We start from the raw sequence: 15,087 nt of genomic DNA, 5'->3' as shown, positions 1-15,087 counted from the left end.
GCGACTCGACGTCGGACAAGGTAGGCGCCACGTCATCGACGCGAAGCCCGGACGGCGGGGAGGGTTCCTGGGCCCACGCATGGACGCGAGGGCCTCTTCGCTCGTGCGCTCCCGGCGTTGCCGCGCGGCCGGGCGGCCCCCACTCCTCAACCACCGAAGCCGACGCGCCAGCAGCCTGCGCTCGCGGGCGCCCACGTCGCTGGGAGGAGATGACATGAAGCTCGCAAGTCGCGGTCGCAGAAGCTGGTTGCTCTCCACATGTCTGCTGGCCCTCGCGGGCCCCGGTGTCGCGCTCGGCGCGGCGCCCAGGTCCAAGCCCGCCGCGTCCCAGACGACCGCCCGCCCCTCCCCGGGAGACGAGGCGATGCCGTCCGAGACGGACATCCAGCAGGCCCTCCAGAAGGCCCACACGCAGTTCAAGGGGAACAAGGAAGGCAAGAACGCGGACTACATCCCGTACCTGGCCACGGTGAACCCCAACCTCTTCGGCCTCGCGCTCGTCACCGTCGACGGGAAGATCTACACCGCCGGCGACGCCGCCTCGCCCTTCCCCATCGAGTCGCTCTCCAAGCCCTTCACGCTGGCGCGGCTGATGGAGGAGGTGGGCGCCAAGAAGGTCGAGGACAAGATTGGCGTGGACGCCACCGGGCAGCCGTTCAACTCCATCGTCGCCATCGAGATGAACGAGGACCACCGCGCCGGCAATCCGCTGGTCAACGCGGGCGCCATCACCTCCGTGAGCCTGATTCCCGCGAAGACGCCCGACGAGCGCTGGAGGAAGATCAGCGGCAACTTCAACGCCTTCGCGGGCGAGCCGCTCTCCGTGAACGAGGAGGTCTACAAGTCGGAGACGGCCACCAACACGCGCAACCAGTCCATCTCCGCGCTGCTGGAGTCCTATGACGTCCTCGGCTCTCCGCGCGAGCAGGCGCTCGACCTCTACACGCGGCAGTGCTCGGTCAACGTCACGGCCCGGCAGCTGGCCACCATGGGCGCCACGCTCGCCAACGGTGGCATCAACCCCGTCACGGGTGAGCGGGTCATCAGCCCGGACACCGCGCGGCGCACCCTGGCGCTGATGGCCACCAATGGTCTGTATGAGAACACCGGCGAGTGGCTCTATCAGGCCGGCGTCCCCGCGAAGAGCGGCGTGGGCGGTGGCATCGTCGCCGTGGTGCCGGGCCGCTACGCCATCGCGGCCTTCTCCCCGCCGCTCGACAAGGCGGGCAACAGCGTGCGAGCCCAGCGCGCCATCACCCATGTCGTGAACTCGCTGGGTGACAACCTGTACGCCGCCACGCCTGGCGGCGCGGGCACGATGGGGACCGGTGGCGCGGGCCGCGACGGCGCGGAGCAGAAGACGCCTCCGTCGCCATAGACCCTCGCCGCCGTGGTTCGCGGGCGCCTCTTCCCATCACGAGGGAGGGGCGCCCTCTCACGTTGCGTGTTCGATGAGCCCCGTCCACGAGGGCGAGGCCGCTGTCCGTCAGCCATCGTCGCGCCGCGCCCGCCGTCCGCTCGCGGATAGCGCACGACGCCCCCGACTGGCGCCCTCCAGCCGCATGCCCACCGTGCCGCTCGGCCCCTGGCGAGTCGCCTCGCTTGGGGACCGCGCTCATTCGAGGGAACAGGGCATGCGCTGGATACGAGTGGCGGCGGTGGTGGCGGGCGTGAGCGGACTGCTCGCCCCGACGGAGAGTCACGCGCAGGACGAGAAGAAGGACGACGACAAGCCCACCATCACCGGAGGCTATGATGAGAAGAACGGCTTCCACGTCCAGTCCGAGGACGGGAACTACCTGCTCGGCATCGGGCTGCAGGCCGGCTACAAGCTCGAGCCCGTCTTCCTGGATGGCAAGGCCGAGTCCCGCACGGCCTTCTCGTTCCTGCGCCCCATCATGCGCGGCAACGTCTTCCGCCCCTGGATTCGCTTCTGGACGTCGCTGGAGCTGGCGGACCCGCCGCTGTACCTGCTCGACTCGCTGGTGGAGATCCAACCCTGGGACGAGCTGGGCGTGCGCGCGGGCCAACAGTACACCCCGCTGAGCCGTCACGAGTCCTGGGGCCCGCAGCAGATCCTCTTCCCCGAGTTCTCCACCATCGCCAACTACTACTGGACCGGTCGCGACAAGGGCGTGACGTTCTTCGGGACCATGGACCGGCTGGAGTACTACGTCGGCGTCTACGGCGGCTCTCCGCTGCGCAGCGTCCGCTCCGAGTCCGACAAGTATCAGCTCAACGCGCGCGCCACCTTCTCCCCCATGGGCAAGCCCGGCTACGGCGAGCTGCCGTACATCATGTCCGGCGACAAGGAGCCACCTCCACTCAACGTGTCCTTCACGCTGCAGGGGGCCGCCGGCGACGTCTCCCAGGTGAAGGAGAACTTCAACCCGGAGTCCGGCGTCTTCGAAATCCTGCGCGAGGGTGAGCGCCGCTTCGTCACCGGCGGCGTGGACCTGTTCATCCAGGCGCGGCGCTTCAGCCTCTTCGGCGAGGCGTACATCAGCCGCGTCGACCCGATGAACAACGCGCGCAACTTCTCCAGCTTCGGCGCGTGGGTGCAGGCGGACTACGTCGTCTACAAGAAGACCGTGGATGTGGGCGTGCGCCTGAGCTACCTCAACCCGAGCTTCGACCTGGACGACGACCTGCTCTACATCGGCGAGGCCCAGCTCGCCTGGTTCGTCAACGCGCCGCACCTGGCGTTCAAGCTGCGCTACCAGATTGCCCACCAGGAAGCCGCCAACGGCGCGGAGGACGCCTCCGTCGTCATTCCGAAGGACCCCGGCACCTCGCAGCTCATCACCCTGCAGCTCAACCTGGCGTTCTAGCGCCCCCGTCTTGCGAGCATCCAGGCGGCGCATGCCGTGCGCCTGTCGATGGCCAGGAGACGCCGCCGCCAGGCGCCCCATCGACGGCAGGGCCCGCACCTGTAGCGCCCCACGCTACAGGCGGGCCGGATTTGTAACCCTCCAGGCTACGCCCCTGTCTCGAGGGCGGGAGTGACCCCAGGGTGAGGGTGGAACGGCACACCCGCTGCATTGTCGTGGACTGCCACACGGTCGGGCGCAACCCACCACGACCGTGCGCTCCGTGCAGCAGGGGGGCCGGGGGGCGGAGAGGGGGGACGCGGGGCCCGGCCGGGAGACAGACCGAGCCGGGCCTCCGCGGGGGCTTTCACGGAGCAACCTGACGGATGGGACAGGATGGACGACCGGAACTTCGCGTCACGTGGCCATGGTATCTTGAAGCTCATGTCTGCTTCCGACCGGGCCCGCACACCACCTCCGATTCCCGACGTGAAGAGTGATCCGGTCTGGAAGGTCGAGGCACGGGACTCCGGCGACGAGGCGCTCCACGTCACGCTCCCCTACGAGCAGGGCCGCCGCGCGTATGACGCCTCCACCGTGCGCCGCTTCCGGCTGACGGTGGTGGAAGGCCCCCAGTCCGGCAGCACGTGGGAGTCCACGGCGGACACGTGCTCGGTGGGCTCGCATCCGCTCAACGACTTCGCGGTGGATGACTCCACCGTGTCGCGCTTCCACTGCGAGATTCGCATCGGGCCCAAGGGGCCGCAGGTGCGCGACCTGGACAGCCTCAACGGCGTCATCCTGGACGGCGTCCTGGTGATGGAGGGCGTGCTGCGCAGCGGCTCGCTGCTGCGGCTGGGCCGGGTGGTGCTGCGCTTCGACTTCAGCGCGGAGAACAACCGGCTGCCGGTGTCGGAGAGCACGCGCTTCGGGACGCTGGTGGGCGCGTCGGTGGCCATGCGCGTGTGCTTCGCGATGATGGAGCGCGCCGCGTCGCGCGACGTCACCGTGCTGCTGGAGGGCGAGACGGGCACGGGCAAGAGCCAGGCGGCCCAGGCCATCCACGAGGCGGGCCGGCGCAAGGACGGCCCCTTCCTGGTGGTGGACTGCGGCGCCATCCCCGCGCACCTCCTGGAGAGCGAGCTGTTCGGGCACGAGAAGGGCGCCTTCACCGGCGCGCTCCAGCGCCGGGCGGGCGTCTTCGAGGAGGCCATCGGCGGCACCGTCTTCCTCGACGAGATTGGCGAACTGCCCGCGGAGCTGCAGCCCAAGCTGCTGCGCGTGCTGGAGAACCGGGAGATCCGCCGCGTCGGCAGCAACACGTACCAGCCGGTGGACGTGCGACTGATGGCGGCCACGCACCGAGACCTGCGCGCGGAGGTGAACGCGGGGCGCTTCCGCTCCGACCTCTTCTTCCGCCTCGCGGTGCTGAGGATCGCCCTGCCCCCCCTGCGTCAGCGGCCCGAGGACCTGCCGCTGCTGGTGGAGGGCATCCTGGGCACGCTGGGCGCGGACAAGGAGCGCACCGCGTCCCTGCGCACGCCGGACTTCCTGGCCCGGCTGCGCTACGCGGCGTGGCCCGGCAACGTGCGCGAGCTGCGCAACTACCTGGAGCGCTGCCTCGTCTTCGAGGAGGCGGTGGAGCTGACCGAGGACGAGTCGCGCTCGGGCAACCCCATGGAGGTGGACCCCACCCTGCCCTACGCCGACCAGCGCCGCCGCGCCGTCGACGACTTCGAGCGCCGCTACCTGCGCGCGCTCCTGGAGAAGCACCAGGGCAAGGTGGCCCAGGCCGCCGTCACCGCGGGCATGGACCGGGTGCACCTCTACCGGCTGCTGCGCCGGCACGGCATCAAGCCGTGAGCCTCACCGCCGTCCGGTGACGCGGGACCAGAGGGCCCCGCCACCGGGCAACGGCGCCGCGAGGAAGCCGGACTCCAGCCCTCTCAGCGCCGACTCGGTGGCCACCAGCCCTCCGTCCGTCGCGTCCGCCACCCAGCCCGGCAGGTGCAACAGGCTCGCGCCCACGCGGCCCTCCGCGCCCGGCAGCTGGTCCACGTGGACGGTGATGGCCAGGCGGACCGGGGACGCGGTCTCGCGAGCGTCCTGGTCTCGCGCCCCCTCCTGCTCCAGGAGGGACAGCGCCGCCGCCAGCACGCGCTCGCGCACGGCGCGCTCGGAGGCCGCGTCATCGGGCAGCGGCGCCAGCGCCATCAGACAGCCGCTCCCCTCCAGCCGCACCTCCAGCCCCACCTCGCGGGCAACCAGGCCCGTGCGCTCCAGCAGGGAGTCCATGCGCTCCAGGCTCGTCGAGTCGGGCGCGTGGGACATGCGGGCCTCCGCGTAGAGCGCCACCGCGTGGCCCGGGTTCGCGCGAGGCCCCACGCCCCCCACCGCTCGACGCAGCTCCTCCAGGAACAGGGCCACGTCCGGGTAGCGCTCCTCGCGAGTCTTGGCCAGGCAGCGCGACACCACGTCATCCAGCCCCGAGGGCACGGGCGCGCGCTCGGTGGGCCTGGGGGGTGGCGCGTGCAGGTGCTGCTCCTCAACCTCGTGCCGCGTGGCGCCCTGGAACGGCGGCTGCCCGGTGACGAGCTGGAACAGGAGCACGCCCAGCGCATACAGGTCCGTGCGCGCGTCGGGCACCTCACCGCGGATCTGCTCGGGCGCCATGGACAGCGGCGTGCCCAGGGCGACGCCCGTGTGCGTGAGCGACGAGGCCCCGGGAACCCCTGGCGTCAGCGCCTTCGCCACGCCGAAGTCCACCAGCTTCACCCACGGGGCCTCGCCCCCGCCGGACAGGCGCATCACGTTCTGCGCCTTGAGGTCCCGGTGCACCACGCCCGCCGCGTGCGCGACGCCCAGCGCGGCGCCCACCTGCTCCAGCACCTCCAGCGCCTCACGTGAGGACAGGGGCCCTCGCGCGGACAGCTCCGCGGCCAGGTCGCGGCCCTCCAGCCACTCCATGGCGATGAAGGGCCGGCCCTCCGGGAGCTCGCCATGGTCGAGCACCTGGACGATGTGCGGATGACTCAGCCGCTGGAGCGTCGCCGCCTCCCGTCGGAAGCGGCGCAGCGCGGTGTCCGTGGACAAGGCCGACGACTGCAGGACCTTGAGCGCGGCGAGCGTCCCGCTCGTCGCATCCCGCGCCCGATAGAGGGTGGAGACCGGCCCCCGGTAATGGACACGCTCCACGACCCAGCGCCCCACCAGCGCGCCGGGCCGCAGCTCCTCACCGTAGAGGGCCTCCACGCCTCCGCTCGTCATCGACTAGCGCTCCTTGCTCGTGCGAATCGTCCGCGAGCACAGCTTGAGCGCGCGCTCACCCTTCACCGGGCCGCAGGCGTCATGCAGGAACGTCGTCACCGGCTCCCTCCACAGACCGCCGAACGGATCCCTGCACCGCTCGTAGTCGCCATCCCCCGGCACCTCCGGGCCATCGTCGATCTCACACCGCCCCTCGCCCTTCGTCGCGCTCCCCCAGCAGGGGCCCGCCACCGTGGACGCGCAGTTGGCGCCGGTGCCGGGCAGCGCGCAGACGCGGTACGAGGAGTACGCCGCGCCGTTGCTCCACTGCGGGTCGTAACAGGAGTACATGCGCTTGTAGATGGCACCATCCACCACCGCGTCATCTCCCACCACGCGATAGCGCGTGATGTCGCCCTGGCGGACCTCCTCCACGTACACCTGCGTGGCCAGCGCCTTCGAGTCGAAGATGTTGCCGTAGAAGGCGCCCTCGCGAACGCCGAAGACCTCGGCCTCCGCCAGCGGATACGCCGCCAGCTCGGAGGAGTCCGCGGCCACGCTCGCGACGCCGCTGTCGTTGCTGTCATACGGCGCCGTCATCACGCTGAAGTATCCCTCCGCCGGGCAGGTGAAGCCGACCACCGGCCCCGTGCCGGAGCAGCTGGACTCCGACTCGCCGAGCGCCGTGTCGCTGGCGGAGCCACAGCCCACCACGCCCGAGCAGACCCGCAGCGCCATGCGCCCGCCGGTCGAGGCCCCCAGCGTCGGCCCCGGGCAGGAGACGGCGCCGCCCGCCCCGACCCAGACCTGCGAGCCGGGCAGACAGGAGCCGATACCGTCCGGCGTCCACCCGCAGTCGCGCTGCGCGCCCGTCTCGCCCTCATGGCAGCCCTCGAAGCTCGGCAGCTTCGTCGCCGTGGTCGGGTCGTACTCCGCCGGCCGCGACACCGGCTCCAGGTAGAAGATGCTCGGGTTGCCGGAGACCTCGCCGCGGATGGACAGCTCCACGCGGCGGCCGAACGCGTTGTTGCGCGCCAGCAGGCACGCGGAGACGCGGTTGAGGCAATCGGGCGTCGGGGCCGACGTCAGCCACGACGTACACAGGCCCGCCTTGCCCTGCCACAGGTTGGCGCCCGGCGTCGGCCCGCGAGGGTTGTAGTACCAGAGCACCTGGTTGGGCCCCAGCGCGCAGCTCACCAGGTAGCTCATGAACGTCTGGGCATCCGGATCATGCAGCTGCTTGCGGATGTACGCGTCCCCTCCCGATGCGCTGAACAGGTCCTGCAGCTTCTGCGTCGCCAACATCCGGTTGGCCAGCGCGTTGGTGGAGAGGGCGTTGAGGACCAGCGCATCCGTGGACAGCGAGTTCGCGATGCGAATCTCCGCCCGGCTCTCCCCGACGTCGGACGTCGGGGCGTCGGCGACGGGCACGCTGCTCCCTCCCCCACAGCCGGCCAGGGCCAACAACAGCAAGGACACGACACCCGACGGGGCGCGACGGACAGTGACACCCATGGACGCTCCTCCAGTGAAAAACATGAAATTGGAGAAATACCCCCCCACTGAAGCACGCTCCAGGCCAGCCGCGCCGCCCGTCACCTTGCCGGCGGGAAACCGCCCTGGGAGGTCGTCCGCTGTAGCGTGGGAGGTCACTCCCCGGCGGGTTTGTGACGTCCCGCGCTACACCCGCCCCACCGTGTCGCGCAGGGCCTCCCAGCGGGTCCGCCAGAGCGGAGCGGAGGCGATGGCGCTCTCGGCGCGGGTCAGCCACGTGCGGGCTTCGTCCGGGAGGCGGGAGCGGAAGGCGGAGTGGGCGGCCTGGAGCAGCAGCTCCGCCTTCTCGTCGGGAGAGGCCAGCTCGCGGGCCTCGTCCTCCAGCGCCGTCCATGCGGGCGACTCGTGCACTCCGCCTCCGCGCTCGGCCTCGCGCACCTGGAGCTCAACCAGCTTGCGCATGACGGCGGTGGGCGGCAGCGAGGCGGGCGGGCAATGGAACTCAATCCAGCGCAGCTGGCGGGACGCCTCCTCCCAATCGCCGAGCGCCACGCCGATGCGCGCGAGCAGCAGCGCGTCCACGGGCACCGGATGTTCGAGGAAGAAGCGCACGCCGAGCTCATGGGCCCGGCGCGCCAACGGGAGCGCCTCCTGCAGGCGCCCCTGCATGTAGAGCACCTCGGCGAGGTTGAAGGTGGACCAGCGCTCCACCTGCGCGTGTCCCAGCTCGCGTCCCAGGCCCATCGCGCGCCGCAGGTCCTCCTCCATCCTCGCCACATCGCCCTGCCCCAGCCACAGGAGCACGCGGTTGATGAGCGTGGCGGCCAGGTGCAGCGCATCGCCCGCGGCCTCGCAGCGGGCCAGGGCCTCCTCGAAGCGCGACGCGGCCTCCTCCGTGCGCTCGAGGAACGTCAGCGACGAGCCCAGCATGGTGAGGGCCACCACCAGGGTCTCGTGCTCCCTGGCGCGCTCTGCGCCCTCGATGACGGAGTCGAGGATGCGGGCCGCATTGCCCCACTCCCCCTGGCGCACGTGCAACCGTCCTCGGGCCAGGGTGCAGCGCAGGGACAGGCGCGGGTCGTCGAGCTGCTCGATGCGCTCCAGCGCCTCGCGAGCACAGAGCGTCGAGCCCTCCACGTCCTCCATCCAGTCGCGCGCGGTGGCCTCCTCCAGGAGCAGGTCCACGCACAGGGCCTTGTCGCCGCGGACCTCCGCCAGGGCGCGCGCGGCGGCCAGGTCACCGAGCCCTTCGTGGAAGCGCTGGAGGCGATGGCGCACGCGTCCTCGTCCCGCGAGAGCCCGTGCCCGCTGCTCGGAGTCGCGGTCCGGCAGCAGCGCGAGCGCGCGGGTGTAGAGCTGCTCGGCCTCCACGGAGCGGTGCGCGCGGCGTGACTCCTCGGCCAACACGAGGAACGCGGTGGCGGCCTCGTCGTGCGCGCCGCAGGCCGCGGCGTGGAGGGCGCGACGATGACGTTCGACGGGTGAATCCCCGGTGGTCGCCAGTCGCGCGGCGGCATGCAGCGCACGCCGAGTCACCGGAGGCAGGAGCGCTTCGATGGACTCGCGCAGCAAGGGGTGACGGAACGCGAAGCGGCCCAGGCCCACGGGCCTGAGGAGCCCCGCGCGCGCCAGACGCTGCAGGCCCGCGCCCGCGTCCAGGGAGGTGGCCATGCCCACGCCCTCCTCCGCGGGCCCGAGGTGTCGCAAGGCCGCGTCCACGCGCTCGACCTCCAGCTCCGTGCCGAGCACCGCGCACAGTCGCGCGAGCCCGCCGTACGCATCCGGCAGTCCATCCAGCGCGCGACTGGCGAGCCGCTGGAAGAGCGGCGTCACGGACACGTCGAGCAGCGCGTCCGGGGCGATGTACCAACCGCCCCCGGGCGAGGCCCTCAGCGCGCCTGCGGTCCGCAGGGCCACGGCCAGCTCCACGAGCGACAGCGGCACGCCCTGGGCCAGCTGCTCCAATCGCGCGAGCACCGGCTCCGGGATGTGCTCGGCGGGACGCAGCAGGTGCAGCATCAGCGCGCGACTGGCCTCGGGAGGCAGCGGCGGCAGGACATGTCGAGCGGCGCTCGCGCTGCGCTCGCCCAGGTGGGGCCGCAGGCCGAGCAGCGCCGGTCGAGCGACGACGCAGACCCAGAGCGGCGCGGACGCGCCCGTGAGCGTGGCGACCTCCAGCGCGTCGAGCGTCGTCGGGTCCGCCAGGTGCGCATCATCCAGCAGCAACACCCGGGGCAGCTCGCGAGCGCGGTGACGAAGCGCTTCGGCGAGCCAGCGCGCCGCCGCGTGACGTGCGTCCGCGAGCGGGACGCCGCTGGTCCTGGGGGACTCGGGCAGCGGCGAGGGCCCGTCGACGAGAGCGGCGCGCAGGGTCTCGAGCAGCGCCTCCGGCGATCGGACGTCCGGAGCCGTGGCGCGCAAGCGGATGACCTGGGCCTGGCCGCTCGACTCCAACCGCGCGGCGAGCGCTTCGATGACGCGCGACTTGCCGAGCCCCACGTCCGCGGTGACGACCGAGAAGCCCGGGACGCTCTCCGAGAGGCTGCGGAACGCCTCCTTCGCCAGCGACTCCAGCAGGTCCTCGCGGCCGAAGAGCGGAGGCGGTTCGGAGGAGGCGCTGGACGCCGCGCTGTCGAGCAGTCTCAGCCGCCCCACGTCCGAGGTGGAGTCCAGGAGGCTCGCGGTGTCGCGGCCCACGGCCTCGGTGGCGCTGGAGTCCAGGCGCGCGGCCGCGGCCTCCGTGACGCGCGTCTCACCGGGCACCCATGTCTGCGGCCACCAGTCCGCGGGCGAGTCCAGCGCGGCCCCCGCCAATCGCAACGTGGACGCACCGACGCGCACGTGCAGCTCCGCCAGATGGAGCACGGCCGAGGCCTCCGACTCCTCGAGCAGCTTCCTCGCGGCGAGCGCGCCCGCGCGCACGTTCGCCTCGGCGGTGAGCGACTCCGCGAAGGCGATGACGTAGCCACCGGGCCTCACGCGCGCGATGAGCCCGCCGCGCGGTTCGATGGCGGCCTTCACCGCGTCCAACGCCAGCGGTGTGTGGAGCCCGAGCAGCGCCACCTGCCGAGGCCCCGCGCCCGACGAGAGCGGCTGCTGCGGGGACACGGCCTCGCCCGGCGCGACGGGGCCGAGCGCGGTGGTGGCGCGACATGCGGCGTCGAAGGCCGCGAGCACGTCGGGGGCCCTGGCGAAGCGCTCCAGCGGCGACTTGGCCAGACAGGAGCGGAGGACATCGTCGAGCGCGGCGGGGACCTCCGCGCGCTCGGAGACCTTCGGCGGGCGCAGGCTGACGTGTCCGTGGCGGATCTGCTCCGGGCTGCCGACGAAGGGCGGCGCGCCCGTGAGCAGCTCGAAGAGGACGATGCCCAGCGAGTAGATGTCGGCGGGCGTGCTGGCCAGACGCGCGTCCAGACACTGCTCCGGAGCCATGTACAACGGCGTGCCCAGCCGCTGCCCCGCGGGCGTCACTCCGGGCGGGAGCGCGTCCGCGTCGTCCGGGTCCTCGAGGTCGTGGAAGCGCGCGAGCCCCAGGTCGAGGAGGCTCAGCGCGCCGCCCTCGCGCAGGAAGATGTTCTCCGGCTTGAGGTCGCGGTGCGCCACGCCCGCCGCGTGCATGTGCTCCAGCGCCGAGCACAAGCCACGGAGCAGCTCCCGCACGCGCGGCAGCGACGCGGCGCCTGTGCCCGGCAGCGCCGCCATCCACGCCGCGAGCGTCTGCCCGTGCAGGTGCTCCATCACCAGGAACGGTCGTCCGCGCGCGACGCCGTGCTCCAGCAGCTCCGGGACGATGGGAGCCCCCACGCGCCGCAGCGCCGCGGCCTCGCGCGCGAAGCGCTCGTGATGTGGCCCATGCCCGACCTTGAGCGCCACCTCGCGACCATCCGAGTCGCGATACGCGGTGAACACCTGCGAGAAGCCACCACGCCCCAGCGGCGCGGCGCCGCGCACGCCCGGCACGTCCGTGAGCGTCAGTGTCCCGGCGAGCGAGCCGCCTGGAACACTCGCGCCGTGCACGGGACAAGCCGCGCCCGGAGCAAGGCGACGGTGACAGTTCAGGCAGCGCATCGATGAGGAGACGCTACCAGAGCGACTGCGACAGGACGATGGCGACGCCCACCAGCCCCTCGCCCGCGATGCAGCCCGCCGCGAGCGTCACCACCCGCCCTTCGGCTGTCGTGGATTTCACGTAGCTCACGACTCCGGAGATGACGCCGCCCAGGAAGAAGCCGAGCGCGTACGACGCGGGCAGCAGACAAGCCAACCCCATGCCCAGGGGCGAAGGTATCCACCGGCCCCACCGTGCGGGGAGCAGTCGCTCGGCGAGCACGAGGAGCGCCGCCAGGAGCGAGGCCCACCCGACCGCGGCGCGGGTCATCGGCGGCAGGCTGTCGAGGCCCGAGGCGAGGATGCGCGCGACACCCGCCGTGCTGAAGACACCGGGTGCGGGGAAGCGCTCGCCGCCCAGCGCCTCCGCGTTCGGCACGAGCAGGAAGAACAGCGGAACCACCGCGAGCGCGCCGATGCCCGAGCCGATCAACTGCGCGAGGAACAAGCGACGGGGATGGGCCCCCAGCAGGTGTCCCGTCTTCAAGTCGGTGAGCAGGTCCGCGGACGACGATGCCGTGTTCACGGTGATGCCCGCCGTGGCGAGGTTGGCCTGCACCTGGTTCGGCAGCAGCACTCCGTAGGTCACCTGCGTCACCTGCCCCAGGGCGCCCACCGGCGTCGAGTCCGTCTCACCGGTGACACGACAGGAGATGAGGCACAGCGCGAAGGACATCGCCACGGCGAGCGCTCCGTGCGCCACGGGAACCCCGAAGCCGACGTACGCCACGGCGACGGACGCGGGCGTCAGCACGACGAGCCCCGTGAGCAACCAGCTTCGCGGAACCTGCAGCGCATCCACCGGATGCGGCCTTCCGGGCGCTCGGGAGAGGACACCGCGGAGGGCACGACCCACGACACGGCCCTGGAGCAGGAAGTGCAGCAGCGAGCCGACGACGAGCGCGGCGGTGCCGGGCCACAGGCTCCACTCGAGGTAGCTCCCCTCCTTCGCGTCGACCACGCCCGAGGCGAACACGCGGGGCGCGACGACGCCGTGGATGAGCACCGCGCCCAGCAGCATCGACGTCGTGATGCGCGGCCCCAGCAGCACGCCGGCGCCGATGGGCAGCAGGCTCAGCTCCAGTCCGAAGCCCAGGCGCTCCAGGGTGAGTCCACGCCAGGTCCCCGGCAAGGGCACGGAGACAGGCAGCTTTCCCCACGCATCGCGTGCCAGCGTGACGAGTCCGGAGAAGAGCCCGCCACCTCCGAGCAGCCGCAACCGGGAGGACGCCTCCGAATCCGTGCCATGCATGGCGCGGATGGTGGTCGCCGCGGCGGTGCCGGAAGCGAAGGGCAGCTGCTCATGGTCCACGAGCTGTCGCTTGAAGGGCACGGCGAACAGGACACCGAGCGCGGACAGGAAGAAGGTCCACGCGAGCAGCATCGGCCCGGAGGGATGGTGTCCGGTGACGACGAGCCACGCGCCCTGCACGGACACGAGCGCGCCACCGGTGGCATAGCCCGCGGCCGAGGCGACCGCCTGCGCATTACACGTCTCCAGCGGAGACAGCGGCGCGCCCGCGATGCCGGGCACCAGGCGCCGGAACAATCCATGGGCGCCCTGCGCGAGCAGCACGGCGGTGATGGCGACACCGAAGACGATGCCCGTCTTGAGGCCGACGTAGAGGTTGGTGGCACAGGTGACCAGACCGATGGCCGCGCCCAACAGCACCGAGCGCAGCGTGAGCTGCGGCAGTCGGTCTCCCTGGTACACATGCTCCAGCCAGTACGAATCCGTCGCCTCGGGCGAGTCCCCTGGGATGCTCAGCAGGGTCAATGACGCGGCGGACGGCGAGCGCGGAGGCGCCGTTGCCTCGGGCGATGCTTGAGGGGGGGACAAAGCCATGGGCCTCTCCATCTTTCCACCCCGCCCTCTTCCGCACGAGCCCCTCCCGTCGCTTCCAGGTGGACACGCGGTGACCGGGAGGCTTCAGCGACGCTGCACGGCCAACATGAGCAGGTAGCGGTCCGGCGTTCCGGGAAGGTAACGCTCCAGGTGGAGTGAGCCTGGACGGAAGCCCAGCTCGTCGAGGAAGCGGAACACGCGGTGCGCGGCCACGTCGTCGCGCAGGCCGCACTCCAAGGTGGCGAAGAGCGTGGGCGGGACCTCCTGACGCCGCGCCCCCGCGGGAGTCCGCCTGCTCGCCTTGATGCGGAACCCGACCTCCCCCGACAGCGTCCCATCCTGGGAGTCGAGCGTCCTCACATAGCCACCGGTGAGCACCGGCACTCCCCGTTGCTGGAGGGCCCGCTTCCTGGAGGCCACCTCCGCGCGGAACGGGAGCGGCGCCTCGTCGGCGCTCGCGGGAAACCAGACAAGGACGGAAGGCTCGTTCCAGTGCTCCAGATGCAGCGGGGGGCGCTCGGGTGTCAGGCCGCGCAGGTACTGGTTCGCGACCTGGAGCGAGAGCAGCCTCGCGGCCATCTCCTGGCGCCATGAGGACAGCATCGCCTCTCTCGCGCGGACGTCCTTGCGGAGGAAGTCGCGGATGGCGCGCAGGGGGATGCCCGCGGCGCGAAGGCTCCCGAGGAAGCGCGCCTCCGCGACCTGCTTGGGCGAATACGCGCGGTAGCCATTCTCCTGCCGCCCGGCGGGGACGAGCAGGCCCTTGCGCTCGTAGAAGCGCAGGGCGCTCGCGGAGATGCCACAGCGTTCGGAGAACTGGGAAATCGACAGCATGCGACGACATTCTCCTGGAGCTTCAACCAGGTTCAAGGTGCAGGGTATGGCCGCATGAACATCTCCATCGTCTCCCTGGGTGGCCTGTGCCTGGTCGGCCTCAAGGTCGTGGGGCGCCGCAGCGAGCTGAGCCACCGCGTCCCCCTGGCGTGGCTCGAGCTCGTCGCGCGCCTGGGCTCCATTCCCAACGCCGTGAATCCGGACGTGCTCTACGGCGTGTTCCCGGAGAGCGACCACCTGAAGGAGAGCGTCGACGGTGTCTACACGTACAGCGTCTGCGTCCAGGTCCGTCACCTCGGCTCCGTTCCCGAAGGGATGGACGGTCGGGAGCTTCCTCCGCGCGAGTACGCCTTGGCGACGGCGCTGGGCGAGGCATCCGCCATCGACGCGGCGTACATGGGGCTCGCGCAGTGGGAGACGGCGCAAGAGCGGAAGACGGATGTGGGAGCGGACTGTCTGGAGCGCTACGAGCGTCGCCGACAGCGGGTGACGCCCCCCTACGAGCGCTTCGACTACGACATCCTGCGGCCCTTGCTCGCCAGCAAGTCGCCCAGGAATGGGTGAGCGTCGAGCCTGGACACGCTGGCTTGCCTCGTGCGGAAGCGCTTTCCTAGCCTGTCCGCATGAGCTCGACATTCAGACCTTCATCCTCCCTGTTGCTGTTGAGCCTGGTGCCGGCCTGCGGTGCGCCGGGCGAGTCGGAGGTGACGGAGCGCTTACCCGTCGGACAACGGGAGCTGCTCGGAGCGA

The 15,087-nt window shown here is 71.6% G+C and carries 9 protein-coding genes; 4 read left to right on the top strand and 5 right to left on the bottom strand.

The features are described from left to right. The first annotated feature begins 214 nt into the window (after positions 1 to 214). The 3 genes from glsA (at position 215) to AC6JA9_RS18985 (ending at position 4,673) form a co-directional block, all read left to right on the top strand. Positions 215 to 1,378 carry a glutaminase A gene (gene glsA / locus AC6JA9_RS18995; protein WP_497960353.1) on the top strand — a complete coding sequence of 388 codons (1,164 nt, stop codon included), beginning with the start codon at positions 215 to 217 and terminating at the stop codon, positions 1,376 to 1,378. Between the two features lie 256 nt (positions 1,379 to 1,634). Next, complete coding sequence (locus AC6JA9_RS18990) at positions 1,635 to 2,831, top strand: porin (RefSeq protein WP_223785774.1); 1,197 nt, start codon at positions 1,635 to 1,637, stop codon at positions 2,829 to 2,831. A gap of 423 nt (positions 2,832 to 3,254) precedes the next feature. Continuing rightward, a complete protein-coding gene (locus AC6JA9_RS18985; protein ID WP_223751568.1) occupies positions 3,255 to 4,673 on the top strand; it encodes a sigma 54-interacting transcriptional regulator in 1,419 nt (472 codons plus the stop codon). 3 nt (positions 4,674 to 4,676) lie between these two features. On the opposite strand, the gene AC6JA9_RS18980 is transcribed toward AC6JA9_RS18985, so the two are convergent. The 5 genes from AC6JA9_RS18980 to AC6JA9_RS18960 form a co-directional block, all read right to left on the bottom strand. Beyond that, positions 4,677 to 6,077: a serine/threonine-protein kinase gene (locus AC6JA9_RS18980; protein ID WP_426746641.1), complete on the bottom strand. Its 1,401-nt coding sequence runs from the start codon at positions 6,075 to 6,077 to the stop codon at positions 4,677 to 4,679. 3 nt (positions 6,078 to 6,080) lie between these two features. Next, positions 6,081 to 7,571, bottom strand: coding sequence for a hypothetical protein (locus tag AC6JA9_RS18975; RefSeq protein WP_223751566.1), 1,491 nt, complete (start codon positions 7,569 to 7,571; stop codon positions 6,081 to 6,083). A 165-nt stretch (positions 7,572 to 7,736) separates the two neighbouring features. Beyond that, positions 7,737 to 11,618 (bottom strand): serine/threonine-protein kinase, encoded by a 3,882-nt coding sequence (locus tag AC6JA9_RS18970; RefSeq protein WP_223751565.1) that lies wholly within the window; start codon positions 11,616 to 11,618, stop codon positions 7,737 to 7,739. A 13-nt stretch (positions 11,619 to 11,631) separates the two neighbouring features. Beyond that, positions 11,632 to 13,503 (bottom strand): OPT family oligopeptide transporter, encoded by a 1,872-nt coding sequence (locus AC6JA9_RS18965; protein WP_223751564.1) that lies wholly within the window; start codon positions 13,501 to 13,503, stop codon positions 11,632 to 11,634. 84 nt (positions 13,504 to 13,587) lie between these two features. Then, complete coding sequence (locus AC6JA9_RS18960; protein WP_426746643.1) at positions 13,588 to 14,337, bottom strand: MerR family transcriptional regulator; 750 nt, start codon at positions 14,335 to 14,337, stop codon at positions 13,588 to 13,590. 54 nt (positions 14,338 to 14,391) lie between these two features. On the opposite strand from AC6JA9_RS18960, the gene AC6JA9_RS18955 reads away from it, so the two are divergent. Beyond that, positions 14,392 to 14,901, top strand: coding sequence for a GyrI-like domain-containing protein (locus AC6JA9_RS18955; protein WP_497960350.1), 510 nt, complete (start codon positions 14,392 to 14,394; stop codon positions 14,899 to 14,901). Positions 14,902 to 15,087: the final 186 nt, after the last annotated feature.

It is taken from the genome of Myxococcus sp. MH1 (genome assembly GCF_059738865.1).
The sequence above is the reverse complement of the archived record's forward strand: the minus strand, read 5'-3'. Positions and strand labels throughout refer to the sequence as shown.

What these genes read in the sequence shown, in the direction of transcription:
- AC6JA9_RS18955 (WP_497960350.1), top strand. Translation starts at nt 14,392, where the DNA reads ATGAACATCTCCATCGTCTCCCTGGGTGGCCTGTGCCTGGTCGGCCTC.
- AC6JA9_RS18970 (WP_223751565.1), bottom strand. Translation starts at nt 11,618, where the DNA reads ATGCGCTGCCTGAACTGTCACCGTCGCCTTGCTCCGGGCGCGGCTTGT.
- AC6JA9_RS18980 (WP_426746641.1), bottom strand. Translation starts at nt 6,077, where the DNA reads ATGACGAGCGGAGGCGTGGAGGCCCTCTACGGTGAGGAGCTGCGGCCC.
- AC6JA9_RS18975 (WP_223751566.1), bottom strand. Translation starts at nt 7,571, where the DNA reads ATGGGTGTCACTGTCCGTCGCGCCCCGTCGGGTGTCGTGTCCTTGCTG.
- AC6JA9_RS18985 (WP_223751568.1), top strand. Translation starts at nt 3,255, where the DNA reads ATGTCTGCTTCCGACCGGGCCCGCACACCACCTCCGATTCCCGACGTG.
- AC6JA9_RS18960 (WP_426746643.1), bottom strand. Translation starts at nt 14,337, where the DNA reads ATGCTGTCGATTTCCCAGTTCTCCGAACGCTGTGGCATCTCCGCGAGC.
- AC6JA9_RS18965 (WP_223751564.1), bottom strand. Translation starts at nt 13,503, where the DNA reads ATGGCTTTGTCCCCCCCTCAAGCATCGCCCGAGGCAACGGCGCCTCCG.
- AC6JA9_RS18990 (WP_223785774.1), top strand. Translation starts at nt 1,635, where the DNA reads ATGCGCTGGATACGAGTGGCGGCGGTGGTGGCGGGCGTGAGCGGACTG.
- glsA (WP_497960353.1), top strand. Translation starts at nt 215, where the DNA reads ATGAAGCTCGCAAGTCGCGGTCGCAGAAGCTGGTTGCTCTCCACATGT.